Annotated in this window: 18 protein-coding genes and 1 pseudogene; 11 read left to right on the top strand and 8 right to left on the bottom strand. The window is 67.3% G+C overall.

The window, feature by feature from the left end; genetic code table 11:
* The first annotated feature begins 11 nt into the window (after positions 1–11).
* The 4 genes and pseudogenes from trxB to LXT23_RS14285 all read left to right on the top strand — a co-directional run bounded on the left by trxB (position 12) and on the right by LXT23_RS14285 (position 3,681).
* The gene (gene trxB, locus LXT23_RS14300) at positions 12–974 is read left to right on the top strand and encodes a thioredoxin-disulfide reductase (protein ID WP_253980721.1); all 963 of its coding nucleotides are present in this window, start codon (positions 12–14) and stop codon (positions 972–974) included.
* Between the two features lie 101 nt (positions 975–1,075).
* Positions 1,076–2,260 carry a trans-sulfuration enzyme family protein gene (locus LXT23_RS14295; protein WP_253980720.1) on the top strand — a complete coding sequence of 395 codons (1,185 nt, stop codon included), beginning with the start codon at positions 1,076–1,078 and terminating at the stop codon, positions 2,258–2,260.
* A pseudogene (moaC, locus tag LXT23_RS14290) lies at positions 2,257–2,724 on the top strand (cyclic pyranopterin monophosphate synthase MoaC); the annotation flags it as partial. The gene LXT23_RS14295 and the pseudogene moaC, both read left to right, overlap by 4 nt.
* A gap of 699 nt (positions 2,725–3,423) precedes the next feature.
* On the top strand, positions 3,424–3,681 hold the full coding sequence (locus tag LXT23_RS14285; RefSeq protein ID WP_253981385.1) for a hypothetical protein: 258 nt from the start codon (positions 3,424–3,426) through the stop codon (positions 3,679–3,681).
* Positions 3,682–3,691: 10 nt separating this feature from the next.
* On the opposite strand, the gene LXT23_RS14280 is transcribed toward LXT23_RS14285, so the two are convergent.
* The 5 genes from LXT23_RS14280 to LXT23_RS14260 form a co-directional block, all read right to left on the bottom strand.
* Positions 3,692–4,273 (bottom strand): DUF2378 family protein, encoded by a 582-nt coding sequence (locus LXT23_RS14280; RefSeq protein WP_253980719.1) that lies wholly within the window; start codon positions 4,271–4,273, stop codon positions 3,692–3,694.
* A gap of 167 nt (positions 4,274–4,440) precedes the next feature.
* Complete coding sequence (locus tag LXT23_RS14275) at positions 4,441–5,004, bottom strand: NUDIX hydrolase (protein WP_253980718.1); 564 nt, start codon at positions 5,002–5,004, stop codon at positions 4,441–4,443.
* 24 nt (positions 5,005–5,028) lie between these two features.
* Positions 5,029–5,853, bottom strand: coding sequence for a SirB1 family protein (locus tag LXT23_RS14270; RefSeq protein ID WP_253981384.1), 825 nt, complete (start codon positions 5,851–5,853; stop codon positions 5,029–5,031).
* Between the two features lie 84 nt (positions 5,854–5,937).
* Positions 5,938–6,213 carry a hypothetical protein gene (locus LXT23_RS14265; protein WP_253980717.1) on the bottom strand — a complete coding sequence of 92 codons (276 nt, stop codon included), beginning with the start codon at positions 6,211–6,213 and terminating at the stop codon, positions 5,938–5,940.
* An 8-nt stretch (positions 6,214–6,221) separates the two neighbouring features.
* Positions 6,222–7,823 carry a YiiX/YebB-like N1pC/P60 family cysteine hydrolase gene (locus LXT23_RS14260; RefSeq protein WP_253980716.1) on the bottom strand — a complete coding sequence of 534 codons (1,602 nt, stop codon included), beginning with the start codon at positions 7,821–7,823 and terminating at the stop codon, positions 6,222–6,224.
* A gap of 197 nt (positions 7,824–8,020) precedes the next feature.
* Between LXT23_RS14260 and LXT23_RS14255 the strand changes: the two genes are divergently transcribed.
* The 3 genes from LXT23_RS14255 (at position 8,021) to LXT23_RS14245 (ending at position 9,784) form a co-directional block, all read left to right on the top strand.
* Positions 8,021–8,338, top strand: a complete 318-nt coding sequence (locus LXT23_RS14255; RefSeq protein ID WP_253980715.1) for a DUF2795 domain-containing protein — start codon at positions 8,021–8,023, stop codon at positions 8,336–8,338.
* A gap of 67 nt (positions 8,339–8,405) precedes the next feature.
* Positions 8,406–9,344: a hypothetical protein gene (locus LXT23_RS14250; protein WP_253980714.1), complete on the top strand. Its 939-nt coding sequence runs from the start codon at positions 8,406–8,408 to the stop codon at positions 9,342–9,344.
* Entirely contained in the window at positions 9,341–9,784 is a 444-nt protein-coding gene (locus LXT23_RS14245) for a CoA-binding protein (RefSeq protein WP_253980713.1), read from the top strand. Before LXT23_RS14250 ends, LXT23_RS14245 begins: the two co-directional genes overlap by 4 nt.
* Positions 9,785–10,114: 330 nt before the next feature.
* Here LXT23_RS14245 and LXT23_RS14240 read toward each other — a convergent pair whose 3' ends face one another.
* Positions 10,115–14,113 (bottom strand): tetratricopeptide repeat protein, encoded by a 3,999-nt coding sequence (locus tag LXT23_RS14240; RefSeq protein ID WP_253980712.1) that lies wholly within the window; start codon positions 14,111–14,113, stop codon positions 10,115–10,117.
* A gap of 668 nt (positions 14,114–14,781) precedes the next feature.
* Positions 14,782–16,389, bottom strand: a complete 1,608-nt coding sequence (locus LXT23_RS14235) for a S8 family peptidase (RefSeq protein WP_253980711.1) — start codon at positions 16,387–16,389, stop codon at positions 14,782–14,784.
* A gap of 613 nt (positions 16,390–17,002) precedes the next feature.
* Between LXT23_RS14235 and LXT23_RS14230 the strand changes: the two genes are divergently transcribed.
* Positions 17,003–17,869 (top strand): hypothetical protein, encoded by an 867-nt coding sequence (locus LXT23_RS14230; protein WP_253980710.1) that lies wholly within the window; start codon positions 17,003–17,005, stop codon positions 17,867–17,869.
* 581 nt (positions 17,870–18,450) lie between these two features.
* Positions 18,451–20,505, top strand: coding sequence for a kelch repeat-containing protein (locus LXT23_RS14225; protein ID WP_253980709.1), 2,055 nt, complete (start codon positions 18,451–18,453; stop codon positions 20,503–20,505).
* A gap of 53 nt (positions 20,506–20,558) precedes the next feature.
* On the opposite strand, the gene LXT23_RS14220 is transcribed toward LXT23_RS14225, so the two are convergent.
* On the bottom strand, positions 20,559–21,437 hold the full coding sequence (locus LXT23_RS14220) for a patatin-like phospholipase family protein (RefSeq protein WP_253980708.1): 879 nt from the start codon (positions 21,435–21,437) through the stop codon (positions 20,559–20,561).
* Between the two features lie 97 nt (positions 21,438–21,534).
* Here LXT23_RS14220 and LXT23_RS14215 point away from each other — a divergent pair, with 97 nt between their 5' ends.
* Together LXT23_RS14215 and metH are read left to right on the top strand one after the other, a co-directional pair.
* Positions 21,535–22,431, top strand: a complete 897-nt coding sequence (locus LXT23_RS14215) for an ArsR/SmtB family transcription factor (protein WP_253980707.1) — start codon at positions 21,535–21,537, stop codon at positions 22,429–22,431.
* Entirely contained in the window at positions 22,428–25,943 is a 3,516-nt protein-coding gene (metH, locus tag LXT23_RS14210; protein ID WP_253980706.1) for a methionine synthase, read from the top strand. Before LXT23_RS14215 ends, metH begins: the two co-directional genes overlap by 4 nt.
* Positions 25,944–26,017: the final 74 nt, after the last annotated feature.

Below are 26,017 nucleotides of genomic sequence, written 5' to 3'. Positions count from 1 at the left end.
GGGAGGACCAGGTGGCGGAGGAGAAGATCAACAAGGTGACCATCATCGGCTCGGGGCCGGCGGGCTACACCGCGGCCATCTACGCCGCGCGTGCCAACCTGCAGCCCGTCGTTTTCGCCGGAGGCCCCACGCTGGACCACCCGCAGCGGGTGCCGGGCGGGCAGCTCATGGTGACGACCGACGTGGAGAACTACCCGGGCTTCCCGGAGGCCATCACCGGCCCGGAGCTCATGGACCGCTTCCAGAAGCAGGCGGAGCGCTTCGGCACCGTCATCCACATGGAGAACGTGGTGAAGGTGGACTTCTCCCAGCGCCCCTTCCTCATCCAGGGGGAGAGCGTGAGCTACCGCTCGGAGACGGTCATCATCTCCACCGGCGCCACGGCGAAGTGGCTGGGCGTCAAGGGCGAGGACGCCTACAAGAACCGGGGCGTGTCCGCGTGCGCCACGTGTGACGGCGCCTTCTTCAAGAAGCAGGACGTCCTCGTGGTCGGCGGTGGCGACACGGCCATGGAAGAGGCCACGTACCTGGCGAAAATCGTCAACCACGTCACCGTCGTCCACCGCCGCGACTCGCTGCGCGCCTCCAAGGTGATGCAGGAGCGCGCGCTGCAGAACCCGAAGATCTCCTTCCTGTGGAACTCCGCGGTGGAAGAGGTCGTCGGCGGCCCCAAGGGCATGACGGGCGCGGTGGTGCGCAACCTCAAGACGGGCGACAGCCAGCTCATGAACGTCACTGGCCTGTTCGTGGCCATCGGCCACACGCCGAACACGGAGCTGTTCCAGGGCATCCTGGAGACGCACCAGGGCGGCTACCTCAAGACGATTCCGGGCAGCACCCGCACCAACATCGAAGGCGTGTTCGCCTGCGGTGACGTGCAGGACAGCTACTACCGCCAGGCCATCACCGCCGCCGGTACCGGCTGCATGGCGGCCATCGACGCCGAGCGCTGGCTCATCGAGCACGGCGAGTAGCCCGCTCCGCCGCGCGGACAGTCGGCGAGCACCCTCCAGGCCGGCCCGCACCCCCGGGCCGGCCTTTCCATTCCAGCTCCAGCCAGGACTGAAGGACTTCCATGAGCACGAAGCAGAAGACGGTGGCGGTGCATGCCGGAACACGGCTGACCGGCAGCAAGGCGGTGCCCGTCTCCCCGCCCATCTACCCGTCGGCGGTGAACTGGTTCGACAGCAGCGATGACCTGGACGGCGCGCTGGACGGAAAGGACTACGCCTACGCCCGCATCAGCGCTCCCAACACCACGCTGCTGGAGGAGGCGGTGGCCGCGCTGGAGGGCGCCGAGGCGTGCGTGGCGTACGCCAGCGGCATGGCCGCCCTCCGCTCCGTCTTCGAGGCGCAGGGCTTCAAGCAGGGCGACTCGCTGGTGATGCCGGCGGACGGGTACGGCGTCACGCGCCTGCTCTACAAGAACCTGTGCGCCACGCTGGGCGTGACGCTGCACGCCCTGATGATGACGGATGCCCGCACGCCCGAGCGCATCCGCGAGCTGCGGCCGCGCCTGGTGCTGGCCGAGAGCATCTCCAACCCGCTCCTGCGCGTGCCGGACCTGCGCGCGCTGGCGAAGGCGAGCCACGACGTGGGCGCCGTCTTCGTGGTGGATGGGACGTTCCCTTCGCCCGCGGGCCAGCGCTCGCTGGAGTTCGGCGCGGACTACGCGGTGCAGTCCACCAGCAAGTGGCTCAACGGCCACAGCGACGCGCTGGGCGGCACGGTGAGCGGCTCGAATGCGCGGGTGGCGCCGCTGCGCTCCGCGCGCATCCTCGCCGGGGACGTGCTGGGTCCGTTTGAAGCGTGGCTCACGCTGCGCGGGCTGCGCACCCTGCCGGTGCGGATGAAGGCCCATGGCGAGCACGCAGCGCACGTGGCCCGGCGGCTGGCGGAGTCGCCGCTGCTCGAGCGGGTCATCTACCCGGGCCTGCCCTCGCACCCGGACCATGCCGTGGCGCGCGAGCTGCTGCTGGGCGGCGGCCCCATGGTGGCCTTCGAAATCAAGGGCGCCGGGCGGCCGGAGGGCATGCGCTTCCTGGAGGGCCTGCGCATCTGCAAGCCGGGCCCGTCGCTGGGAGACGTGGGCACGCTGGTGATGCACGCGGCCAGCGCCAGCGCGCGGCGGATGACGCCCGAGGAGCGCGCCGCCGCCGGCATCCAGGAGAGCCTCATCCGCGTGTCCGTCGGACTGGAGGACCCGGACGACCTGGTGGAGGACCTGCTCGGCGCGGTGGCGAAGGTGGTGCGCAAGTGAAGATGGTCGACGTGGGTGACAAGCCGAAGACGGGCAGGGTGGCCGTGGCCACCGCGCTCTTGCGGATGCTGCCGGCCACCCGTGAGCGCATCCTCGCGGGGAAGGTGGAGAAGGGCGACGTGCTCGCCGCCGCGCGGCTGGCGGGCATCATGGCCGCCAAGCGCACTCCGGACTTCGTTCCGCTCTGCCACCCCATTGCACTGTCCGCCGTGGAGGTGACGCTCACGCCCCAGGCGGAGGGGCTGTCCGTCCGCGCCCAGGTGAAGACGGTGGACCGCACGGGCGTGGAGATGGAGGCCCTCACCGCGGCGTGCGCGGCGGCGCTCACCGTCTATGACATGTGCAAGAGCGTGGACCGCGGCATGGTGCTCGAGGCCGTCCAGCTGGAGCACAAGTCCGGCGGGCGCTCCGGCACCTGGGACCGGGACGCGGAAGCCGTGCCCCCGACGCCCCGGGGCCGGAAAGGCGGAACGGACGTTCCATTCCAGGCTCCGGCCTCCGAGGGGCGGCGCGGGGCAGGGAAGCGTGGAACGGAAGCTTCATTCCGCTCCGAAAGCTCCGGGAGGTCCGCCTCCAAGACGCGGCGGGGCGGAACGGAAGCTCCATTCCAGGCTCCGGCCTCCGAGGCCCCGGCCTCCGGGACGCGGAAGGGCGGAACGGAAGCTCCATTCCAGGCTCCGGCCTCCGAGGCCCCGGCCTCCGGGACGCGGAAGGGCGGAACGGAACTTCCATTCCGCGCGCCGGCCGCCGGGGCGCGGGGTGGGAAGCATCGCGGTGTCGCGGAGGCTCCCGCGTCCCCGGCGCGGAGCGGGAAGCGCAAGGAGGGCACGAAGAGCACGCGGCGGTCCCCGGCGCCGGTGCCCCGAACCGGCGGGCGGCCCAAGGCCTTTGGCGAGCCCGAGGGCCTGCGCGTGGCCCTCGCCACCGTCGTGCAGGCCGGAAAGCGCGCGAAGCGGGGCGCGTAACGCGGTGCGCCGGGACTCCCCAACTCAGGACAATTGTCCGGCTGTCCATCCCGCTACGCTTCGAGTGTGGCACTCCGCACTTGCGGTGAAGGCGCTCGCACTCCGGGGCTTCCCGGTGTCGCGAGCGCTCCCAGATTGAGCCCCGTCGTCCGGGCCCGCGTGGCGCGGGCGTCATTGCGAGGTGGACGGGTGTTGAACGTGAAGGTCGCGCTGTCGTCACTGACGGTGCTCACCGCGCTGGCGGGCATGGGGTGTGGAGTCGTCTCGGACGAGGGTGCGGCCTCGCAGTCGCGCGAGTCGACGTTGGAGGCAGGCAAGAAGCCGTGCGACAAGAAGGACCCGACGCGGCGCTACGTGTCCACGGACCCGGACGAGTGCGCGCTCATCTTCTTCGTCTGCAACCCGGGCGAGACGCCCTTCTTCAACGCGTGTGGCTGCGGCTGCATCCTGCCGTGAGCCTCACGCGCTAGCGCCAGGACAGCGAGAAGGTGGCCCCCGTCCCCTCTCGGGACAGCACCTCCACGCGAGCGTCGCGGGCTCCGGCCAGGTCGAGGCAGGACTCGAGGATGCCCTGGTAGTACCCGGGCTGGTCCATCACCTCGTTTATCCACAGCTCGCAGTGCGTGGCGGTGTGCTCCGTGAAGCGCGACTCCACGTAGTTGTCCGCGCTGCGGAACGTCTCGTCGATTCTGCGCATGGCGCGCAGCGGTCCGAGCAGGCGGCCCAGGCTCACCATGGCGCGCCCCATCGCCGTGCGCTCCACGCCCCGCACCAGCATGCGGCCCAGCAGCCGGTACGCGTCCGTCGTCGGCACGGCGGGGTACAGGTCCGCCACGACGATGGCCAGGGTGCGCTGCCACGTGTCGAAGGAGTAGGCCGGGAGCAGCCGCTCCGTCACGTCCAGCCCCACGTCCTTCAGCGCGGCACAGGCGGCCGGTGACAGGCGCAGGCGCAGCGACGGCTGGAGGAGCCACTCCACGGTGTGCTCGAAGACGATGCGCTGCTTCGGCGCGGGCGCGGCCCGGACCTTCTCGCCCAACGCCTCCATGACGAAGCTCCTGGCCCGGGCGCGGCAGGTGGGGTGCGCCGGGGAGCCAGGATAGGTGCGGGAGGCGCTGCTGCTCCCGAGAACCTCGGACGAGGTGCTGGCTCCAGGACGCTGGGGCCACGCACTGTTCAGCTCGCGACGGCGCTGTTGTCCGAAGAGCGCAGGCGCTACCGGGGGCCGGTGGCGTCCGCGCGCAGCCGCTCCAGGAAGAAGGCCACCACCACGAGCGAGTGGGTGATGTGGCCCTCCAGGATGAGCCGGGGCACGTCCGCGCGCGGGTGCAGCTCCACGGCGATGTCCTCGCCCTCGTCCTGCTTGCCCGTGTGCTGCTTCACGCAGTCCAGCGCCAGGTAGCTGAAGCACTGGTTGGCCTGGAGCGCGGGGTTGGGGTGCACCGTGCCGAGCGGCACCACCCGCCCGGCCACGTAGCCCGTCTCCTCCTCCAGCTCGCGCGCGGCGGCCACCGCCGGGTCCTCGCCCGGCTCCACCATGCCGCCCGGAACCTCCAGGGTGGTCGTCCCGGTGCCGCAGCGGAACTGCCGCACCAGGACGAGCTGGTCGTCCGGCGTCACCGCGATGACGTTCACCCAGTCCGTGCAGTCCACGAGCACGCGCGAGTGCTCGTGCTGGGTGCGCGGGTCCGCCCACCGGTCCTCGCGCACCTTGATGACGCGGTAGTCATGCTCCAGCCCGCGGCGCAGTCGCAGCCAGGGCTTCACCGTCTGGGACACGGAATCTCCTCCCGGGGCTTCACGTCAGTTGAGCAGCGACGCGCGCTCGCGCAGCTCGCGGGCCGTCAGCTCCAGCCTGTCCCGGTCCGGCGCCTCGGGGGACAGCTCGAGGCAGCGCTCCACGTCCTTGAGCGCCGCGCGGTACGCCCCCAGGTTGGCCAGCAGCGCCGCGCGCGTGCGCAGCTCTCCCGGGTGGTCCGGCGCCAGCAGGAGCAGCAGGTCCACCACGGCCAGCCCGCGCTCGCAGTCCTCGCGGCCCAGGTACACGCGCCGCAGGTTGGACAGCATGCGGTAGGTAATCAGCTCCACCGGCGCCGGGGCCAGCATGGCCCGGTCGAACTTGAGCTGGGGCGCCACGCGCTTGAGCAGCTCCTCGCAGCCGTGCTCGGTGAGGATGTCGCCCTGGTGGAACGGGTCCATCACCAGCTTGTGGTCCCCCGCGTCGTGCGCCACCAGGAAGTGGCCGGGGAAGGGCACGCCGTACAGGGCGATGCCCGCGCGCCGCGCCACCTCCAGGTAGACGACGGACAGCGTTATCGGCAGGCCCACCTTCCGCTCCAGGACCTGGTCCAGGAAGCTGTTCTCCGGCGAGTGGTAGTCGTCCTCGTTGCCGCGGAAGCCCTCGATGTCCGCCAGCACATGGCGCAGGGCACGCAGGGGAGCGAGTGCCTCGCCCTTCTCCTTGAGGCGCTCGGTCTCCACCTGGACCCGGCACGCCAGCACGTCCAGCATGTGGAGGCAGCCGGGAGCGTCCAGCGTGGGATGGTCCAGCGTGGCGATGGCGAGGGCTGCCAGGTCCAACCGGGGCGGCTCCGCCGCGAGCGCGGACACCAGGCGCTCGCGGGCCAGCGGCGGACTGAATGCTGAGGGGATGCTCACGGCGGGAACCAGTAACCCAGGGCGGCCCGGACGGCAAAGGCAGGCAGCCGACCGTCAGATTGCAGGGGGAGCAAGCGGCAGCCGTCCCTTGATTTCCGCCCGCATGGCCACATGGGCCGAAATGAGCCCGGACAGGATTCCATCCTCGAACTCGAATGTAGGGTGTTCCTTGAGTTGAGGGAAGTCGTGGGAATTGCGGACCTCCTCGGGGGAGATGTTGGGCACGGCCTCGCGGGCGAGCCGCAGCACCTTCGCCTGTTGCTGGGAAATCATCCGCTCGAAGAGCTGGGCGGACAGCTCCAGCATCTCCTGGGCCAACTGCTCCGTCATGGTGGTGCCTACTCCTGGGCGATGTCCCACTTTGCCCGGCGATAGCTGTAACGGAATGCGGACGCGTCCGCCTCCATTGCGGCGCCCTCTGCCTCCCGGCCGTCCAGGAAGGCCACGAAGTCCAGCTGCCGGTCGGGCCGGCCATACTCCGCGTCGAAGAGGCGGACCAGCTCGTTGGCGGGGAGGGTGCGGCGGCCGGCCACGTCCACCAGGGGCACGCGCAGGCCCTTCATCTCCTGGGAGGGGGCGTAGGACTTCCACACCAGCTCCGTGCACACCAGGCTCTGGTCGGAGAAGAAGTCGAAGTTGAAGTCGTAGGGCCGGCCCTGGAAGGTGAAGGCGCGCAGCACGGCCTGGGCCTTCTCCAGCCTGGACACGCGGGGGCGCATGACGCCCAGGTAGTCCACGCGCATGCCGTGCTCCAGGCCGGTGAAGGACACGCCCTCGCTGATGGACTCGATGATGCGGATGGGGTCCCCGTGCGAGTCCCTGCTGGTGTACTCGGCCCACTTGGCGGGGAAGGCGCGGGCCAGGTGCTGGCTGAACGACGCGGGGCCGCCGGGCAGGGTGGAGACCCAGGCCTTCACGGCGGCGTCCGAGTCGAAGTAGGCCGCGAGCTCCTCGGGAGTTCCCACGAACAGCTCCGCGTGCGGCCAGAAGCCCGGCAGGCCGACATTGGAGAGGTACCAGTTCTGGCGGGCCACCATGATGTCGCCGGGCTCCATGCGCTTGAGGACGGCGAGCACCTGCTCGCGGGCGATGAGCGGCTGGCCGATGCGGTGCACGCGGGTGTCACCCATCCACTCGGCCACGGAGCGCTGCACGGGGAAGAAGGCGCGCTGCGCGCCGTCCACGGTGAGGTCCGCCGCCGCCTTGGCGAAGAGGGTGGCACCGCGCTTGACGAGCAGCCCCTTCGCCACCTTGCTGTTCTCCTTCATCTCGTTGAGCACCCAGGGCACGCGGGGCGCGTCCAGCGCGCTGGCCTTCACCAGCAGGGGGCGCAGCTGCTCCTTGTAGCCATCCCCCGTCATCAGCTGGGTGGAGGTGGAGACGTGGATGACCTTCTCCTTGAAGCGGGCGAAGGCGCGCGCGGGCAGGCCGTACTCGGGGGCGGGCTCGTCCAGCAGGACTTCCAGCTGCTTGCGGCCTCCGGCGAGCTCCGCGTAGGTCAGCCCGTGGGCCAGCTCCGTGGTGAGCGCGCCGTGGGTGAGGAGGAAGCCCCAGGCGTGCTTCTTCGGCTGGGTGAGGGAGGGCACCTTCACGAAGTCCCAGTACCGCTGGCGGATGACCTCGGTGGAGACGAAGTAGTCGAAGAAGGCCGCCCACGTGGTGAGCAGCAGGTGCTTCTGGTCCGGCGTGTACGGCTCGCTCTGCTTCTGCAGGTAGACGCCGCGCGACTTCTTCACCGTCTCCTGGAGGCCTCGCAGGCCCTGGGCATAGCGCTCCAGCTGCGCCAGGTCCCGCTGGGCCTGGGCAACGAAGGCGTCATCGTCCAGCGCGTAGACGCTCTTGAGGGGCGCGGGCGCGGAAGCGGACGTGGGGCTGGCTGGCGGCACGGTGGGCGTGCTGGCGAGCGTGAGCCAGGCGAGCAACAGGGGAGCAGCGGACATGGGGCGTGGGACTCCGGACGGGAGACAGGTTGCGCAGAGCACTCTACCTCGGGAGGGGCGGAGGCGGCTGGCCCCCTGGCCGGGCAGGTGTGGAGGCAGGGGGGTTCCGGGTGGTCCCGTGCGCATTTCATCCCCACGTTGTCTCTACCAATGCACGGCGCCCGGGCCTGGTGTCCGGGCAGAAAGGCAAGAGCACGATGGCTTACGGCATCGCGGAGGACCCGGGGCTCTCCATCACCTCGCACCTCGACTCGGTGGACTACCCGGCGGAGCGAGAGCAGATCGTGCAGGCGGCGGAGGACAATGGCGCTCCCGTGGACATCATCAACGTCCTCAAGTCGCTGCCTGAGACGGAGTACGCATCACGCGAGCATGTGATGCGGGACCTGGCGGAGGCGGCGCGGCGGTTCGGCGCTCCGTGGCTCAAGGACGATGACGGGGCAGTGCGAGACCGGCGAAACATCGGGCGTGACGCGGTGGAGAACGCGCCCAACGGGCACACCCGGCACCCGTGAAGTACCGGGCCCTCGGATGAGGAAGCGCTCGCGGGCGCTGGCGCTTTCTGCCAGCGTGCGCGGGCGCATGCGTCCAGGCCCTCTGCTGAGCTGTCTCATGCTGTTGCTGTCCGCCGCCGCCTGTCGGAAGGCGCCGCCGCCGCTGATTCCCACGGCCGTGCGGCCCCCACCGGTGCGGCTCGACTTCCAGCCTCCCGTCGACCGCGTCCTCACCGAGTCCGTGCGAGCCACCCGCGTGGTGGAGCGCGGCGGCACGGCCCTGCGCGAGGCGGCGGAGCTGACCACCGAGACGCGCTTCACCCCGGCGGAGGGAGGGTGGCTGCTGGCGCAGGTGGTGACGCGCTCGCGGCTGGTGCGCGGGGGGACGGCGGGTGACCCGCCGGCCAGTTCCGTGCAGGAGACCGAGGTGGACACCCTGGTGGACGACGTGCTGTCGCGCTTCACGCTGCGGGTGCGGCTGGCGGCGGACGGCACCTTCGTGAAGCTGGTGGCGCCGGAGGCCGCCCAGGAAGCCCTCCGGCAGGTGGTGCCGGCCGGGACGGACGCGGCGCCGCTGGAGCGCTTCTTCTCGCCAGAAGCCCTGGAGGCGAGGACGCGCCGCGAGTGGGAGGCGAAGTACGCGGGCCTCTTCCAGCGCAACCTGACGGAGGGGCAGCGCATCTGGTCCGTGGACGCGTTGCCCGCCGGAAACGCGCAGGTGGCCTACGTCCTGGAGCGCACGGTGCAGGGCACGCGGGACACGGACCATGGCGACGCGCTGGTGCTGAGCCTGCGGTGCCTGGATGCGCTGCCGGCGGATGCGCCCGCCGAGCTGACGGATGCGTGGGAGGCAGCGGGCAGGCCCGCGCTCACCCCGGGCGTGACGTGCGAGGGCGAGCAGCTGGTGACGCGGGGCCGGTTCATCCCGGTGAGCCGGATGCTGACGGTGAAGGCGGCGGTGGCGGGCGAGACGTGGACTCTCACGACGGAGTCGCGAGCACAGGGACTTCAGGAGGAGGCGCGATGAGCTGGGAACAGAACCTCGTCGAGGATGAAGCGGGCGTGGAGCGCGTGGTGCAGGGCGCGCGGCGGGTGGCGGTGCTGGGCATCAAGACCGAGCAGCAGTCGGGCCAGCCGGCCTTCTACGTACCGGACTACCTGGCGCGGGCCGGCGTGGACGTGGTGCCCGTGCCCGTCTACTACCCGGACGTGACGCACATCCTCGGCAAGCCGGTGTTCCGGCGGCTGGCGGACGTGCCCGGCGATGTGGACCTGGTGGACGTGTTCCGGCGGCCCCAGGACATCGACGCGCACGTGGACGACATCATCGCCAAGAGGCCGAAGGCGGTGTGGTTCCAGTCCGGCATCCGCAACGACGCCGCGGCGGAGAAGCTGGCGAAGGCGGGCATCCAGGTGGTGCAGGACCGCTGCCTGATGGTGGACCACCGGCGCTACGGCAAGCGCTGAGCGCAAAATAATTGTCGGCGATCAGGGCGGAACACCAAGAGCATGCTTTTGGTGTCTGTCGATGAGTAGTCTTTTTTTCGTGCCGAAACCACGAGGGGTCGGTCCAATTCCGACCGCAGCCAAAGCTGTTGCCCTACCGCTGATGGCGCGCCCCAGATGCCGGGGTGCGACGCAATGAATTGGTGAACTCAAGACTGCTTTTTGGGAAATGAATGATCGGGCCACCCTCTTCGTCGTAGGGGAATACGCGTTTGACAAAAGAGAAACGTGATTGCATGGACAGGTGCGAACCAGAGCTGCCCTGCTGCCATCCAATGCACTGAAGTTCAATTAACTTCCGTCGCGGGTGAGTTGATGGAACATGGAAATGCGTTCTCTGAGCTTTTGGGGGAAAGGGCGCTTCAGGGAGTTGTGGAGGTGTAATAATTGAATAAGCACCCTTCCGGCATTGTCTCCGTGAATATATGGCAGCCGTTCGAAGAATGGCCAGATTTTCTCAATACTCTCCTCTGCCGAAACGAGTGCTTCGTCTGTGCGCCCTAGTGAGTTCAGGACGAAGCTTCTATTGTTGAAGGCCGCTGCAAGAGTGGGGAGGAAGACATTGGAGTTGTGTTTCGCAAGGTTTTGATAGAGCGAGATGGCCTCCTCGGTAGTCTCAAGTGCCTCTTGGTGTCGCCCCAGTTCGGTCAGAGGGAGACCCATGCTTGTGATGCTGGCAGCAAGATTGGGTAGGAAAGCTCTGGGATTCTTCTGTGCGAGGGAACGCCAGAGCGAAACGGCTCCAATCATGGCTTCTAGCGCCTCTTTGTAAGACCCTGATACACTTGAACTGTTGCCTAGCTTGTGGAGACTGTTGGCGAGGCCAGGCAGAAAGAGTTCCGGATTGCTTTGAGCAAGCGAAGCGTAGATCGAGACAGCTTTACGAGAAGCCTCTTGTGCATCCTTGTGGCGGCCTAATGTGCTGAGTATGGCACACAGGCTGATGAGGCTTCCAGCGAGGTCAGGCAGACATGCCTCTGGGTTGTGCTGAGCGATGGCTTGATAAATCGAGATGGCCTCATCTATGGCTGAAAGCGCTTCGTCATGGTGCCCTAGTTCACTTAACGTTGTGCCCAGATTGTGGAGGCTCGCGGCAAATTTTTCTCGAAATGTATCAGGAGCGCGTTGGCTTAGGGTTCTATAGAGTGAGACGGAATCGGAGGACGCTTTTATTGCTTCATCCAGCTGGCCTAGATCGTATAGTGAGATGCCTATGTTGTTGAGAGCCATGGCTAGATGAGCCATGAAGGCGTCGGGACTACGCAGAACAAGTGCGCGGTAAATGGAGATTGCCTCGAAGGTGCTTTCAAGTGCCTCCTTATGGCGACCTTGCTCTCTTAGTCTGACTCCAAAGCCTATGAGGCTGTTGGCGAGGTCAGGCAGAAATGCATCGGGAGCGCGCTGCGCAAGAGCACGGCGGAGAGAGACGGACTCGTGCGTTGCCTTTAACGCGTCTTCGTGGCGGCCCAAGTCACCGAGCCTGTTGCCCAAGTTACTGAGGCCAGTCGCAAGAGCGCCTAGTAATCCGTCTGGGTTGTTTTGTGCAAGGGCTCGATAGAGTGAAACGGCTTCATGAGTGGTGTCTAAAGCTGTCTCGTGGCTGCCAATCGCGCTCTGGAGCGAGCCTAGATTGTTAAGGCTGAGGGCGAGGTCGTGTAGGAATGCACTGGGGTAGCGCCGGATAAGGGACCGATAAATCGTGACCGCCTCGTAGTTTGCGTCTAGGGCTTCATGGTGGCGACCCAAATCACTAAATTTGGCACCTAGGTTTGTGAGGCTCATTGCGAGGTGATGCTCAAACGCATCCGGATCGCGCTGAGCAAGGTCTCGGCGGAGAGCGACGGCCTCAGTCATAGCCTTAAGCGCTTCTTCTCGTCGGCCTATATTTCCTAGCATATTGCCCAAATTATTAAGGCTCGTAGCCAGATTCGGAATTAGATTGTCGGGACTTGATTGAGTAAGGCATCGATACTGCCAGACAGCTTCTTGTGTAACTTTTAGCGCCTCGTCTCTCCGGCCAAGGTCGCTCAGGATTACACCTAAGACGGTAAGGTGGTTCGCGCGCTGTATGGAAAGTTCTGTTTCTTCGGTAGCTGAAAGTGCCGCCAATTGAGTCCGAATGAGCCACTCGGTAACTTTGCCAATCGATACGCTAGGGTAAGGGACCCCAGTTGCAGTCAATTCATTTGCCAGCGCAAGATCTCCACTTGTATTGAGCTTGGACGCCAATATGTCTCCGAGCACAGAGAAGGCCGTGCGCAGCCCGATGGCCTTTGCAGCTTCTAATGCGGATGTCGCTCGAAATCGGAGTAACGGGCCGTCTAGGAGCCTTTCAATCCAAGGGCTCACTGCACTTGGGAACGTGGCAGAAATTCGGCCCAGTAATTGTAGTCCCGTACTTACTGACGAACCTGACTCATCTGGAACAAAAACTCGATCGATCCAATCGAAAGGGGGGCGATCTTCGCTCAATGTCGGGACAGCAATGCGGCGTACAATTCCCTCACCGAGCAGGTCTGGTTCCAGGGGAGGGAGGAACACTTCAGAGTCCTCATCGCTGCGTTGATAGATACGATGAAGCAGAAAGAGCAGTCGTGTATCGACGGAATGCAAGGGGCCCAGCACTCGCTTGGCTACTTCAGCTGCGACATTGAAGGTAGGGAGCCCGCCTCGGAGCGTACTGGCTGCGACGATTTGTCGAGCGTGAGAACGTTGCACAGAGAACGCCACATCATCATACTCAGCACGTATCGCCCAGAACTGCTCTTCGTGGTCGAGAATTACATCCATCAATGTGCTTGCGTCAAAAGGCAGGCCGCTCACTGTTGCGAGCGCCGCCATGTGTAGATAGAGAACTCGGTCGAAGCGCTGATCGGTAAGTGCTACGACTGGAGCCTGCCGAAAATACGGCTTCCCCAATTTCTTGGCAAAATGCTCTGCGGCCTCGTGGAAGAGTGTTTCTCGCTCGGCGGAGTCTGATGTTAGTGGAGGAACTTCTCGCGGGGAGGTTGAATCAAGCCAAGAGCACAACTGAATGTCAGATTGTCGTAGTGCTTGCCACCAGTCGCCGTCGTTGCGGGCGAGCAGTAGAATTCGTACTCGACGAAGCGCTCTTGATCCATCTTGGAGTGTATAGCGCAATGCTCGCGATAGTAGTTCGCGCAGATCAGTGCGACTCTCCGCATAGTCGAGAATAACGAGCACTGGCTGACCGAGCGCGCATAGTCTGTTGAACCAGTCCTTGGGCACGGCTTTCGCTAGAAACCCAGCTGCCCATCCCATAGCCCGACGACGTTTGACCCATTCGATTGCAAGGCGGGTCTTGCCAACGCCACCCTCGGCATGCAGTAGTCGCGTCATTACTGGTGATGCGTCGTCACACCATTTGTCTAAATCTGCGAAAATGGTCCCGCGCCCTTGCTCGTGGAAGGGAACGATTTCATAGCGAGCACTCAAGAGTGCTGATGGAGGTGGATTCTCTGTCGCCGTCGAGATCTTCCCTGATACAAGAATGTCATCGATGTCTGGGACCGCCGTTAGAACAAGGTGCTCGCGAAGGAAGGCGATCAGACACTCAGCTGAAGCACGGGCGGCAAATTCTTTAAAGTGATCGTCGCGACCATTGTTGGCGAAATCCATTACGCCCTTCATCACGAGCGCGTCGAGCTTGTGGTCACGCTGTGCATGAGCTGCGGCACCAATTACGGCAGCCTCCATTTCCAAGCCTAGTGTCTTACGCATCGATGATAGAACGATGCCCCAGTATGATTTGTTCTCGATGACCTTGTTGCCGCTACCAATTGGTGCGACATGGAGCTTGAAAGGGAGCAATTCTCCTGAAGGGGAGAGATTGGGGAGCCGATTTTGATGCAGAATTAAGGCTCGGCTGATGCGTTCTTGGCCCTTCGGGGTGATTTGCAGGCGGCCTTTTTGGAGGTGTCGAGACTTCCAGAGATGCTCAATGACTTCCTTCCAATTGGGACAGGCTTCGTTGACCTCAGGCAAGATTGATGGATCCGGCACTCCTTCATGGAGCTTCATCAAAACCCAATTCTCTTGCCACTCGATAGGTCGAGGCCTGTTTTTCCACCAAGCTTCATTGCGAAAGCGCGAGATATAGTCGAATCGCTCCAGCGCCGTCTTCCAGTCGTCGCGAAGATTGTATGTTTTCAGGTCGTGCTGCGTACCTGCAGGAAGCATCTTTCCTGTGTCGTGGAAGAAGAGACGTTCTGCCGCGATGACGTCGCCGAGATTTGTTTTGTTCGGGCGCCCAGCGCAGACTCCTGCCATTGCTATGCACGTGGGGTTAGTCTCTCGGATTAAAGGAAGCAGGGCATTGGCCGAAGCCGTCGGGCCCATGTCTCCGGCCACCGTAAGCGCTACGCGCAGGGGTTGCCCTCCCTTGCCGCGAAACGTACGGAAAGATACGGATAGCCCATTGGGGCCCGGTTGCTCTTCCCAGTGGCTTCCAGTCCAGGCGCCTGCCTCCACTTTCAGCACTGCCTCGTATTCAAGTGGAATCGCAGTGAGGATGACTACATCTGCTTTGAGCATATGCCCCTCGCGCTTGGACATGGGCCAGTGTACGTGGAGGGCATCCGCTCGTGCTAGGGCTGGAGGTGGGCGTGGTTTGCTCGGTGGTGGTGCGTTGTGCTGACATGGTCGGTCGTGTTCAAGAGGGCTTGAGCAGAGCCGCTTTCGGTAGGGTTCTCTGAATGCTCCTTGTATGCGGCGTAGGTTGCCAGGAATAGGTCCTTCCTAGATGGGCTCTCAGGAGCCACCAAAGCAGGCTTGAAGCGCGGTTGACGCACTGGTGTTGGATGCTGCGGACGTGCCGCGAGTTCGCTTTGCCCGTTTGACCGCAGTCGGATTCCGCAGAGTTTCTTGTAATGAAAGCCCCCACCCCGCTCCTCGAGTGAGGAGACAGGATGGGGGCCGGTGTCACGTCGGGACGGGACTCAGTACTGGCCGGCGATGACCTTGGGCAGCGCCTTGCGCAGGTCCGGCAGCGGGCCAATCTGCCGCGCGTCGGCGGCCTGAGCGGTGCCGTTGTTGCGCAGCAGGCCGCGCATCTGGATGCTCGTCAGGCGACGGCCGTTGGCCAGGGCCACGCCCTGCGCACTGGCGGCGGCGCCCACGACGATGGGCGAGGCGCTCGACGTGCCGCTGAAGGACGACGTGTAGTACTGGTCCTCGCCGTTGGCGGAGCCGAACACGTTGCCGTAGCCCATGGAGTAGACGCGCTCACCCCAGCCGTGCACGTCCACGCGGCTGCCGTAGTTCGTCCAGCACATGGGCGCGCGCGTCGTCGCGGTGCTGCCTCCCACGAGGATGGCGCCCGAGTCCCGTACGGTGCGGTTGAAGGCATTGCCGTACGCGGCCGCGTCCAGGTTGGCGCTGCCGTTGCCCGCCGCCTCCACCACGATGACGCCGTTGGCCGTCGCCGTGCGGATGGCGTCGTAGTTGGCCGTCCAGTACTCCATGGCGATGTAGTTGCACTGGCTGGTGTTGCACGTGCACGCCGTGCCGTCCGACGGGCCGCCCGCGTGCAGCTCGATGAGGACGATGCCGCCCGCGCCCACGGCCGTGGCCGCCCGGGAGATGGCGCTCGCCGTGCTCTGGCCGCCGATGCCCTCCACGCCGGCCCGCGCCGCGTTGGCGATGCCCGTCACGCCGTACGCGTTGGCCGTGCCGACAATCTCACCCAGCACGGCAGTGCCGTGGTTGCGCCAGCCGATGTCGTTGATCTGCGTGCCGCCCTGGTAGAAGAGGGCCGGCATGTCCTCGTGGGTGATGCGCCAGCCGCCCTCGATGTCCACCACCTTCACGTTGGTGCCCCGGCCGCCGCCCACCGTCCACGCGTAGTTCGCGTCCACGCCGCCAGGCGCCACGTTGAGGTAGCCCTGGTTGCCCTGGTACTGCGGCGTGGTGGGCGGGATGTCCGCCGCGGCCAGCAGCGCGCGCGCCGCCGCGTCCATGCCGAAGTTCACCATGGCCGGCTCGGGGGGCGGCTCGGCGTAGGCCACCTCCACGCCCTCCAGGCGGTTCAGCTCGCCCACCAGGTCCGCCACGCTCCCGGCGGTGGTGCCCGGCAGCAGCGGGACTTCGTAGTAGAGGTTGAGGTCCGCCAGCTGGATGCCGCTCTGCTCCTCACCGGAGGCCTTGCGCGCCTCCAGCACGGGCTCGGCCTCGTCGAAGAGGCGCGAGGGGGCGCCGATGCGCGGCGCGCGCTCCAGCAGGGCCTGCACCGCGGCGGTGTCCGCCTTCAGGCGGTCATCGCTCAGCCGGCGCTCGGCCAGCAGCGAGCGCTCCGCCTCGCCGCGCTCGGCGGCGAGCGGCACCAGGCGGTTGTCACGCAGGCGCACGCGGCTGCCCTCGTGGAACTTCACCACGATGCGCTCCACGTACATGTCACCGGGCAGCTCGCGGCCGGTGTGCTTCGCCGCGAGGCCACGCGGCTCCAGCGACTTCGGGGCGGCCTCGGCGGCGGGGGCCAGCGCCAGCAGGGACAGGGACAGCAGCGCGCCACGCAGGGGGCGCATCGACAGGAAGGACGACGTCGGCATGATGACTGCCTCCACTTCGAGAAGGGGACGGCTGTGGCTCGCGGCCTCCGGGCTTGTTGCCTGGAGGTCCGTGAATCACGCGGACATCATGCATTTCCGGTCTGTCACCAAATCCTGGGCGTCATGTGAGGGGTGTCCACTGGTGGACAGGCGCTCGGGTCATGTCCGGCAGGGACTTCGACTCGGCGGGAGGCAAAGCGGCCTCCATCGAGCGGGTCCGCACGCGCGGCCGGGCGGCGTCCCATGGTGAAGTCGCGCGGAGTGCTACCGGCGTCGTGGAGGCGGTGGCTCGCGCCGTGGTCCGACTGTCATGAACTCCCCCTCTGCCCTGTCCGGCGGCTGACGAAGGGACAAGGGATTGCTGCTGACAATCGGGTTGCATCTCAGGCCCGGAGCGTGTCGAAAAATTACCCGACAAGGGCGATGGCGGTGCCATTCGAGCCCGCCTTGTGGCCTGGCGCGTGTTCAGAACCTTTTCAAAGCCGGCACTCGGGCGTTGTTCCACGTGACTCGCCACGTTCGTGCCGCCTCGAAAGCGCAACTTTCCCCGACCTGAGCGTGATGTGTAGGAGGTGGGCCAGTTCGGGGGGAGTGCATGCGTTCTGGTCAAGCGTTGGGAAAGGTCCTGTGCTGGGGTCTCCTCGTCATCTTGCCTGTGGGGGGATTCGCGGCACCTGGGCCAGAGATGCGGTCCTATCTGCTCTCCGTAGGTCACCTCTATGAGGACCTGGAGTTCGAGCGAGCACTCGAGCAGCTCGTCACAGCCCGGCGACTGTCACGCGGTATCGAGGACGACGTGGCTCTGTCGCTCTGGGAGGGAATCATCCTGGCGGAGCTGAGCCAGGCGGAGCAGGCCGCCGCGGCCTTCAAGGCCGCCCTGTTCCTCCAGCCAGAGGCGCGGCTCCCGGTGAATGTGTCGCCCAAGCTGTTGACCCAGTTCGAAACGCTGCGCCGGGAGGTAAAGAACAGTCTCGCCAGGAGGACCCGCGCTCAGGCGGTGGTGCCTGCGCTGGTCTCCGGGGTAGACGCTCCGCGCCAGGAACCTGTGAAGTCTTCCGTGGCCGAACCTCCGCCCCCAGCCAGGCCGGGCGCCACGGATGCCTCGCTGGCACGTGCTGAGTCACCGCTTCCACGGAGCTCGGAGGCGCGGGCGGAGCGCTCGCTGCGTTCCAGAGCCCATGTTCCCGCCATCATCGGCGGCGCGCTCGCTGCCGCCGGTGGCGTGTCCTGGGCTCTTTCCCGAGGAGAGCTCTCGAAGCTTCGGAGCTCGGACCCTTCCCTGGGCACGTCGCCCGATATCGAGCGGAGCGTGTCGCGCGGTCGCAGCTTGCAGACCGTGGGTGTAGGCCTGCTAAGCGCGGGCGCGGTTGGACTGGGGGTTGCCGCCGGGATGTACTTCCTGGGGGCTCCCACGGAGCGTGTCTCGGTGAGCGTGGGGACGGATGGGGGCACTGCCTTCGTGTCGGGGAGGTGGCCATGAGCACGCCCTCTCGGATGGCCATGCTGATGGCATCACTGTTGTTGCTGTCGGGCACGGGATGCGCCGACTTCGAGCTGGAGGGGCAGAGGCTCTGCGAGCGGTCCCCAGAGCGGTGCGAGGTTGAGGGCGAAGAGCTCCCGGATGCGGGGGCTGGGCCCAGCACAGCGGATGCTGGCACCACGCCAGACTCGGGCACGACACCAGACTCGGGCGTCACGCCGGATGGAGGCAGCCAGGATGGAGGCCCCCCGCCGGACGCAGGGGGCCCGCCGCGCGTGATGGACACCCGGCCTCGGGCTCCCATGACGCAACCGGGAGGCACGCTCTCCCTTCAGCTCACCGTGGAAGCTCCCCCGGCGGGGAGTCTGAGCTACGCATGGTCCGCCACCGCAGGCACGCTGGGGGCCCAGCACGACAGCACGACCACCAGCGACGTCTCCTGGACGGCGCCGGAGTGTCTCCCCGGCGGAGCGCCCCCCTTCATCACGGTCACCATCACCAACTCGCTAGGGCCGTCGACCTCGGTCCGGTTCCTCGTCGGTGGGTTGCCGGACTGCCCGACGTGGGAGCCAGCCGGGGCCTTGGCCGCCAGACGTGGCGACTTCACCGCCACCATGCTGATCAGCGGCAGGATATTGGTGGTCGGCGGCCGGGACGGGCAGACCACCCTGGCCTCCGCGGACCTCCATGACCCCGTGACAGGGACTGTCTCTCCCACCGGCAGCATGGTGGTGGCTCGCTGGGGGCATAGCGCGACCCTGCTGGCCAACGGTCAGGTGCTGGTCGCAGGCGGTAGGGACGCCGACGGTGCCGTGGTGACCTCCGCGGAGCTCTACAACCCGAGCACGGGAACCTGGTCCTCGACGGGGAGCATGGCCAATGCCCGGTACTTCCATGCTGCCGTCCGGTTGCTCTCGGGCAGGGTCCTGGTGGCGGGGGGCTCGGATGCCCTCGTCTCGCTGAACACAGCGGAGCTCTACGACCCGAGCACCGGCACCTGGTCCGCCACGGCCTCGCTGCTCCAGTCTCGTCACGGCCACACGTTGACCGTGTTGCCAGGTTCGAGCCGTGTCCTGGCCGTGGGGGGAACCCGTACGTACTTCGGCAGCGGGGGATCGCTTGCGCACGAGTATCTGGCCTCCGCGGAGCTGTATGACTCGCTCTCCGCGAGCAGCTGGTCCTTCACTGGCGCCATGTCCCAGGCTCGGCGCGCGGGCCACTCGGCCACCGTGCTGGGCTCCGGCAAGGTGCTGGTGCTCGCGGGCACCGGCGCAACCGCGCCACTGACCACGGGAGAGTTGTATGACCCGTCGACGGGGAGCTGGTCGCCCATCCGTGGAATGGCACCGCCGGGGCGCACCGGACACGGTGCCTGCCTCCTGGTCTCAGGGAAGGTGCTGGTCACCGGCGGCAGTTATGGCGCCCCGCTGCAGACCACGGAGCTGTATGACCCGGAACGCGACGCGTGGAGCTCCGCGCTGGGAATGTCCGCGCCGCGTACAGGACACGCGGCCATCGCGCTTCCCCAGGGAGATGCAGTGGTTCTTGGCGGAGGCACGACGAGCGTGGAGCGCTACGCGGCCGGCACCGGCATCTGGAAGTCCACGGACGATATCAGCGCGGCGCGCAAGCGCCATACGATGACGCTGCTGCCCTCCGGCCAGATCCTGGTCACCGGTGGAGTGGATGCCACCGGAGCACGGCTCGCCACCTCGGAGCTGTTCGACCCGCTCACCGGGCGATGGAGTCGCACGGGTGACATGACCACTCCTCGTGCCAGTCATACGGCCACGTTGCTGTCATCGGGACAAGTGCTCGTGACAGGAGGCACGGAGCAGAATGCCCCAGCGGAGCTGTACGACCCGGGCTCAGGAGCCTGGACCGCGAGTGGTTCCATGAACCTGAACCGGAGCAGTCATACGGCCACGCTGCTGTCCTCGGGGCGGGTGCTCGTCACCGGGGGAACAGGAGGCTTCGCGTCGGCGGAGCTGTACGACTCGGGCTCCAGGACCTGGGCCTATACGGCGAGCCTGGCCGAGGGACGGACTGCCCATACGGCCACCCTGCTTCTCTCGGGCAGGGTGTTGGTCACCGGTGGCCTGAGCGGGTCTACCTACCTCGCGACCGCGGAGCTTTTTGACGAGGCGAGTGGGGCCTGGGCTCCCGCGAACGCCATGCGTGTGAGTCGGAGCGCCCACACGGCCACATTGCTGCCTTCGGGGCGGGTCCTGGTGGTGGGAGGGTTCCGCATCCTGCCTGGCTCGAGCAACACCACGCTCGCCTCCACGTCGCTCGAGACTGTCGACTCCTACGACCCGGTGAGTGGCCAGTGGACCACCGAGGGCAACATGAACGCCGGAGGCCCCATGCGCTCGGGACGCCATGACCACGCCGCGGTGCTCCTTCCGGATGGAAGGGTGTTGGTGACAGGAGGAACCACCAAGGTCGGCGGAAGCATCAACATCTTCACCAACGTCTCATCGGAGCTCTATGACCCCGCCACGGGGCGCTGGACTCCCACGAGCAGGCCCTCGGGAGAGCGAGGGAGTGGCCACCGGGCGCAGCTGCTTCCCACGGGCAGGGTGCTGGTGACGGGAGGCACCAACGACAATGGCGCGGAGCTCTACGTCCCTTGAGGGCCGCTTCCGCCGGTAGCCAGCCGCGATGTGTCCGAGGCCAGGCGCTCGCCTCACCACTCCGCCTGAGCGAAGGGCACCGGGGGCCGCGCCAGCGCGCGCTCCGCGGACTGGCGCGCCTGGTCCAGGGCGTCGAAGCCGCGCTCCATGGTGGTGGGCGTCACCGGCGGCAGGTTGGACACGACGACGTAGACGGGCACCTGCCGCTGCTCCAGCACGGTGAGCTGCAGCCGGAAGTGGTCCCTGCGCAGCGCCGCCGAGCCCGACGCCAGCCCCTGCGCGTACGCCATGGGCCCGCCCACCACCTTGCGCGTCCGGCTGGGCAGGAAGTGCACGAGGATGGCATCCAGCTCCTTGCCCACCGCGCTCTCGTTGAGCGACAGCGCGGGCGCCTTGTCCACCAGCCCGCCGTCCCAGTACAGGTTGCCCTCCAGCGGCACCGCGCGGAACAGGCCCGGATAGGCGCAGGTGGCATGGACGCGCGGGGCCAGCTCGCCCGAGGTGAAGACCTCGTGGCGGCCCAGCGTGAGGTTGGAGCCCACCAGCAGCAGCGGGTGCGGCAGCTCCTCGAAGGTGCGCACCGCCAGCGTGTCCTCCAGCAGCCGCCGGAAGCGCTCGCCCTTGAGCAGGCCCGTCAGCCCATGCCCCGCCGCGTCCGCGTTCAGCACCGCGCCAATCGGGTCCGGGTCCCAGAAGTTGGCCCGCGTCTGCCGCAGCACCAGCTCTTCAATCGCATGCACCGGCGTGCCCGCCGCCGCGTACGCCGCCACCATGCCGCCCGCGGACGTGCCCGCATAGGCGCGGGGCCTGAGCCCCGAGGCCGCCAGCCCCTTGAGGAAGCCGGCGTGCCCATAGAAGCCGAAGTAGCCCGCGGAGAGGACCAGGCCGAACCGCTTGCCGTCGAGGAGCTGGTGCAGGGTGGGAGAGGCCATTGCCTACCATGTACGCCACTGTCCGGAAGCAGGCAACGCGATGCGTCTAAAGAGTGCTGGCCAGCCCTGGGGTATCGACGTATGTTGATGCGGCGATATGGAAGAGCTGTCCCAGTCATTCCGGGCCCTGGGAGACCCGACGCGCTTGCGCATCCTCCGGCTGGTGGCCGAGGCCCCGTTGAACGTGACGGAGCTGGTGTCGCTGGTGGGGGTGGCTCAGTCGTCCGTCTCGCACCACCTGGGGAAGCTGAAGAACCTGGGCCTGCTGCGCGAGGAGCGGCAGGCGGGCTTCAGCTACTACTCGCTGGCGCTGGAGCAGCAGGACGCCCGCTGGCCGCTCATCCGCATGGCGCGCGAGGCCGAGGACGCGGCGGGTGACTCGGCCCGGCTGAAAGACTTGCTCCGCGCGCGCGAGGACCGGCAGGCGCTGAACGAGCGGCTCCTGGAGCCGGGGCAGTCCTGGTTCCTGTGGGCCGGGGCGCTGGCGTCGCTGCTTCCTCCGCTGGACGTGGTGGACTTCGGTTGTGGCACCGGCGTGCTGAGCGTGGCCATCGCCCGGTGGGCGCGGCACGTGTGGGCCATCGACCAGAACGCGGAGGCGCTGGAGCAGGCCCGCGAGCGCGCCGGCCGCGAGGGCCGCGCCAACATCACCTTCCTGCGCGAGGACCTGCACCGCCTGTCGCTGAAGGCCGGGCGCATGGACCTGGTGGTGATTTCGCAGAGCCTCCACCACGTGGAGGCCCCCGCCGCGGTGCTGGCCGAGGCCGCCCGCCTGCTCAAGCCGGGCGGCCGGCTGGTGCTGCTGGAGCTGATGCCGCACGAGGAGCGCTGGGTGCTGGAGCGGCTGGGCCACCGGCACCTGGGCTTCGCGCCCGAGTCCCTCGAAGCCGCCCTGCGCGAGGCCGGCTTCGCTTCCCTCACCCGCGAGACGCATGCGCGCGACGGGGCCAGTCCCTTCCGCGTCTTCCTGCTCACCGGAGTCAAGCCATCATGACGACCCACCTGCCCACCGCCCTGCCGCCCCCCGCCGGTGAGAATGGCCGCCGCGTGGAGGCCCTGCGCGCCACCCTGCGCGAGCGCGTGCTGGTGCTCGACGGCGCCATGGGCACGCTGCTCCAGAACCACGACCTCAAGGCGGCGGACTTCGGCGGCGCGGAGTACGAGGGCTGCAACGAGAACCTCGTGCTCACCCGGCCGGACATCATCGAGGCCATCCACGCGCGCTACTTCGCGGCGGGCGCGGACGTGACGGAGACCGACACCTTCGGCGGCACGCCCCTGGTGCTCAACGAGTTCGGCCTGGGGCACAAGGCGCTCGAAATCAACGAGGTGGCCTCGCGGCTGGCACGCAACGCGGCCCAAGCCGCCGAGGCGAGGGACGGGCGGATGCGCTGGGTGGCGGGCTCCATCGGCCCCACCACCAAGGCCATCAGCGTCACCGGCGGCATCACCTTCGAGGAGCTGGTGGAGAACTTCACCGTGCAGGCGGAGGGGCTCGCGCGCGGCGGCTCGGACTACCTGCTGGTGGAGACGGCGCAGGACACCCGCAACGTGAAGGCGGCGCTGCTGGGCATCCAGCAGGCCTTCCAGAAGCTCGGCTACGCGCTGCCGGTGGCCGTCTCCGGGACGATTGAGCCCATGGGCACCATGCTGGCCGGGCAGAGCGTGGAGAGCCTGGCCGCGTCGCTGGAGCACGCAGAGCTCCTCTACCTGGGGCTCAACTGCGCCACCGGTCCGGACTTCATGACGGACCACCTGCGCTCGCTGTCCGCCATGAGCCTCTTCCCGGTGTCGTGCGTGCCCAACGCGGGCCTGCCGGACGAGAACGGCCACTATCTGGAGTCGCCGGAGATGATTGCGCGCTCCCTGCGGCGCTTCTGTGAGCAGGGCTGGCTCAACGTGGTGGGCGGCTGTTGCGGCACGCACGCGGGCCACATCGAGACGCTGGCGAAGGCGGTGGAGGGGCTGAAGCCACGGACGGCCACGCCGCGCCCGCGCGCCACGCTGTCCGGCGTGGACTACCTGGAGGTGACGGACGAGCAGCGCCCGCTCATCGTCGGCGAGCGCACCAACGTCATCGGCAGCAAGAAGTTCAAGGAGCTCATCGTCGCGGGGAAGCTTGACGACGCGTCGGAGATTGCGCGCGCGCAGGTGAAGCGGGGCGCGCAGGTCATCGACATCTGCCTGGCCAACCCGGACCGGGACGAGATGGAGGACATGCGGAGCTTCCTGGACGTGGTCATCAAGAAGGTGCGCGTGCCCTTGATGATTGACTCCACGGACGAGCGCGTCATCGAGATGGCGCTCACCTACAGCCAGGGCAAGGCCATCATCAACTCGGTCAACCTGGAGGACGGCGAGGAGCGCTTCGAGAAGGTGGTGCCGCTGGCGCGCCGCTTCGGCGCGGCGCTGGTGGTGGGCTGCATCGACGAGGTGGGCATGGCCGTGCCACGCCAGCGCAAGCTGGAGGTGGCGGAGCGCTCGTTCGAGCTCTTGACGAAGAAGTACGGCATGAAGCCCGAGGACCTGTACTTCGACCCGCTCGTCTTCCCGTGCGCGTCCGGCGATGCGCAGTACACCGGCAGCGGCGTGGAGACGATTGAGGGCGTGCGCCTCATCAAGCAGCGCTTCCCGCGGTGCAAGACGGTGCTGGGCATCTCCAACGTGTCCTTCGGCCTGCCCACCGCGGGCCGCGAGGTGCTCAACTCCGTCTTCCTGTACCACTGCGTGCAGGCGGGCCTGGACATGGCGCTCGTCAACTCGGAGAAGCTGGAGCGCTACGCGTCGCTGCCCGAGGAGGAGCGCAAGCTGGCGGAGGACCTGCTCTACAACCGGGGCACGGACCCGGTGACGCCCTTCGCCGCGCACTTCCGCGAGCGCAAGCCGGCACGCGCGGCCGTGAGCACCCTGCCGCTGGAGGAGCGGCTGCAGCGCTATATCATCGAGGGCACCCGCGACGGCCTCGTCGCGGACCTCGAAGAGGCGATGAAGAAGTACGCGCCGCTCGACATCATCAACGGGCCGCTGATGAAGGGCATGGACGAGGTGGGGCGCCTGTTCGCCGCCAACGAGCTGATTGTCGCGGAGGTGCTCCAGAGCGCCGAGTCGATGAAGGCGGCGGTGGGCTTCCTGGAGCCACACATGAGCAAGGCCCAGGCGGCCATGCGCGGAAAAATCGTGCTCGCCACGGTGAAGGGCGACGTGCACGACATCGGGAAGAACCTGGTGGAGATCATCCTCGCCAACAACGGCTTCCAGGTGGTGAACCTGGGCATCAAGGTGCCGCCCGAGCAGCTGGTGCAGGCGGTGCGTGAGCACCGGCCGGACATCCTCGGCCTGTCGGGGCTCTTGGTGAAGAGCGCGCACCAGATGGTGGCCACGGCGGAGGACCTCAAGCGCGCCGGCGTGGACGTGCCAATCCTGGTGGGCGGCGCGGCGCTGAGCCGCAACTTCGTGGACCGCAACATCGCCCCGGCCTACGGCGGCGGCACGGTGGCCTACGCGCAGGACGCGATGAGCGGTCTGGACCTGGCGAAGCAGATTGTGGACCCGGGCTCGCACGAGAAGCTGCGCGGCGAGCTGACCGTGCGCCGCGAGAAGCTGGCGCAGGAGGTGAAGGAGCGCCCCGCCACCACGGCCCCGGTGACGCGGCCGCGCAGCGCGGAGGTTCGCGTGCTGGACACGGTGCCCGCCGCGCCGGACTTCGAGCGGCACGTGCTGACGAACACGCCGCTGGACCACATCTGGAAGTTCATCAACCCGGTGATGCTGTACGGGCGGCACCTGGGCCTGCGCGGCTCGGCGCGCGCGCTGGGCACGGCGGCCGAGGCGGAGCTGGCGAAGACGGAGGAGGGGCGCAAGGCGCTCGCCCTCAAAGAGGCGGTGGAGGAGCTGAAGGGCATGCTGCGCGGGGGCCTCATGCACGCGCGCGCCGTCTTCCAGTTCTTCAAGGCCGGCAGCGACGGCAACCGCGTGGTGCTCTTCGACGGCGGCACCGGGCGTGAGGCGGCGTCCTTCGACTTCCCCCGGCAGGACAGGGACGGCGGGCTGTGCCTCGCGGACTACCTGAGGCCGCTGCAGGGCGGAGCGCCTGACGACAACGTCGCCATGTTCGTCGTCACCGCCGGCTCGGGCATCCGCGAGCTGGCGGAGGAGCTGAAGGCGAAGGGCGAGTTCCTGAAGATGCACGCCGTGCAGGCGCTCGCGCTGGAGACGGCGGAGGGCTACGCGGAGCTGCTGCACACGCAGCTGCGCAGCATGTGGGGCACGCCGGACAAGCCCGACATGACGATGCTGGAGCGCTTCCGCGCGGAGTACTCGGGCAAGCGCTACTCCTTCGGCTACCCCGCATGTCCTCGGCTGGAGGACCAGTCGAAGCTGTTCGCCGCGCTGCGCCCGGAGGAAATCGGCGTGCAGCTCACCGACGGCTGCATGATGGAGCCGGAGGCCTCCGTGTCGGCCATCGTCTTCCACCATCCGCAGGCCTCGTACTTCTCCGTGACGTGAGCGGGGGCGGGTAGCAGCGGCCCCAGGCGTGAGGCATGGCGTGGATGCTGCACAGCGTCCGCGCCAGGTTCCTC

Origin of the sequence: Pyxidicoccus xibeiensis (genome assembly GCF_024198175.1) — a bacterium.
In the GTDB taxonomy this organism is placed as follows: domain Bacteria; phylum Myxococcota; class Myxococcia; order Myxococcales; family Myxococcaceae; genus Myxococcus; species Myxococcus xibeiensis.
This window is presented reverse-complemented; position numbering and strand designations above follow the sequence as displayed.

Coding starts and splice junctions, on each gene's coding strand:
- LXT23_RS14295 (WP_253980720.1), top strand. CDS start 1,076: ATGAGCACGAAGCAGAAGACGGTGGCGGTGCATGCCGGAACACGGCTG.
- LXT23_RS14280 (WP_253980719.1), bottom strand. CDS start 4,273: ATGGAGGCGTTGGGCGAGAAGGTCCGGGCCGCGCCCGCGCCGAAGCAG.
- LXT23_RS14265 (WP_253980717.1), bottom strand. CDS start 6,213: ATGACGGAGCAGTTGGCCCAGGAGATGCTGGAGCTGTCCGCCCAGCTC.
- LXT23_RS14260 (WP_253980716.1), bottom strand. CDS start 7,823: ATGTCCGCTGCTCCCCTGTTGCTCGCCTGGCTCACGCTCGCCAGCACG.
- LXT23_RS14255 (WP_253980715.1), top strand. CDS start 8,021: ATGGCTTACGGCATCGCGGAGGACCCGGGGCTCTCCATCACCTCGCAC.
- LXT23_RS14250 (WP_253980714.1), top strand. CDS start 8,406: ATGCGTCCAGGCCCTCTGCTGAGCTGTCTCATGCTGTTGCTGTCCGCC.
- LXT23_RS14245 (WP_253980713.1), top strand. CDS start 9,341: ATGAGCTGGGAACAGAACCTCGTCGAGGATGAAGCGGGCGTGGAGCGC.
- LXT23_RS14240 (WP_253980712.1), bottom strand. CDS start 14,113: ATGGCAGGAGTCTGCGCTGGGCGCCCGAACAAAACAAATCTCGGCGAC.
- LXT23_RS14235 (WP_253980711.1), bottom strand. CDS start 16,389: ATGCCGACGTCGTCCTTCCTGTCGATGCGCCCCCTGCGTGGCGCGCTG.
- LXT23_RS14220 (WP_253980708.1), bottom strand. CDS start 21,437: ATGGCCTCTCCCACCCTGCACCAGCTCCTCGACGGCAAGCGGTTCGGC.
- LXT23_RS14215 (WP_253980707.1), top strand. CDS start 21,535: ATGGAAGAGCTGTCCCAGTCATTCCGGGCCCTGGGAGACCCGACGCGC.
- metH (WP_253980706.1), top strand. CDS start 22,428: ATGACGACCCACCTGCCCACCGCCCTGCCGCCCCCCGCCGGTGAGAAT.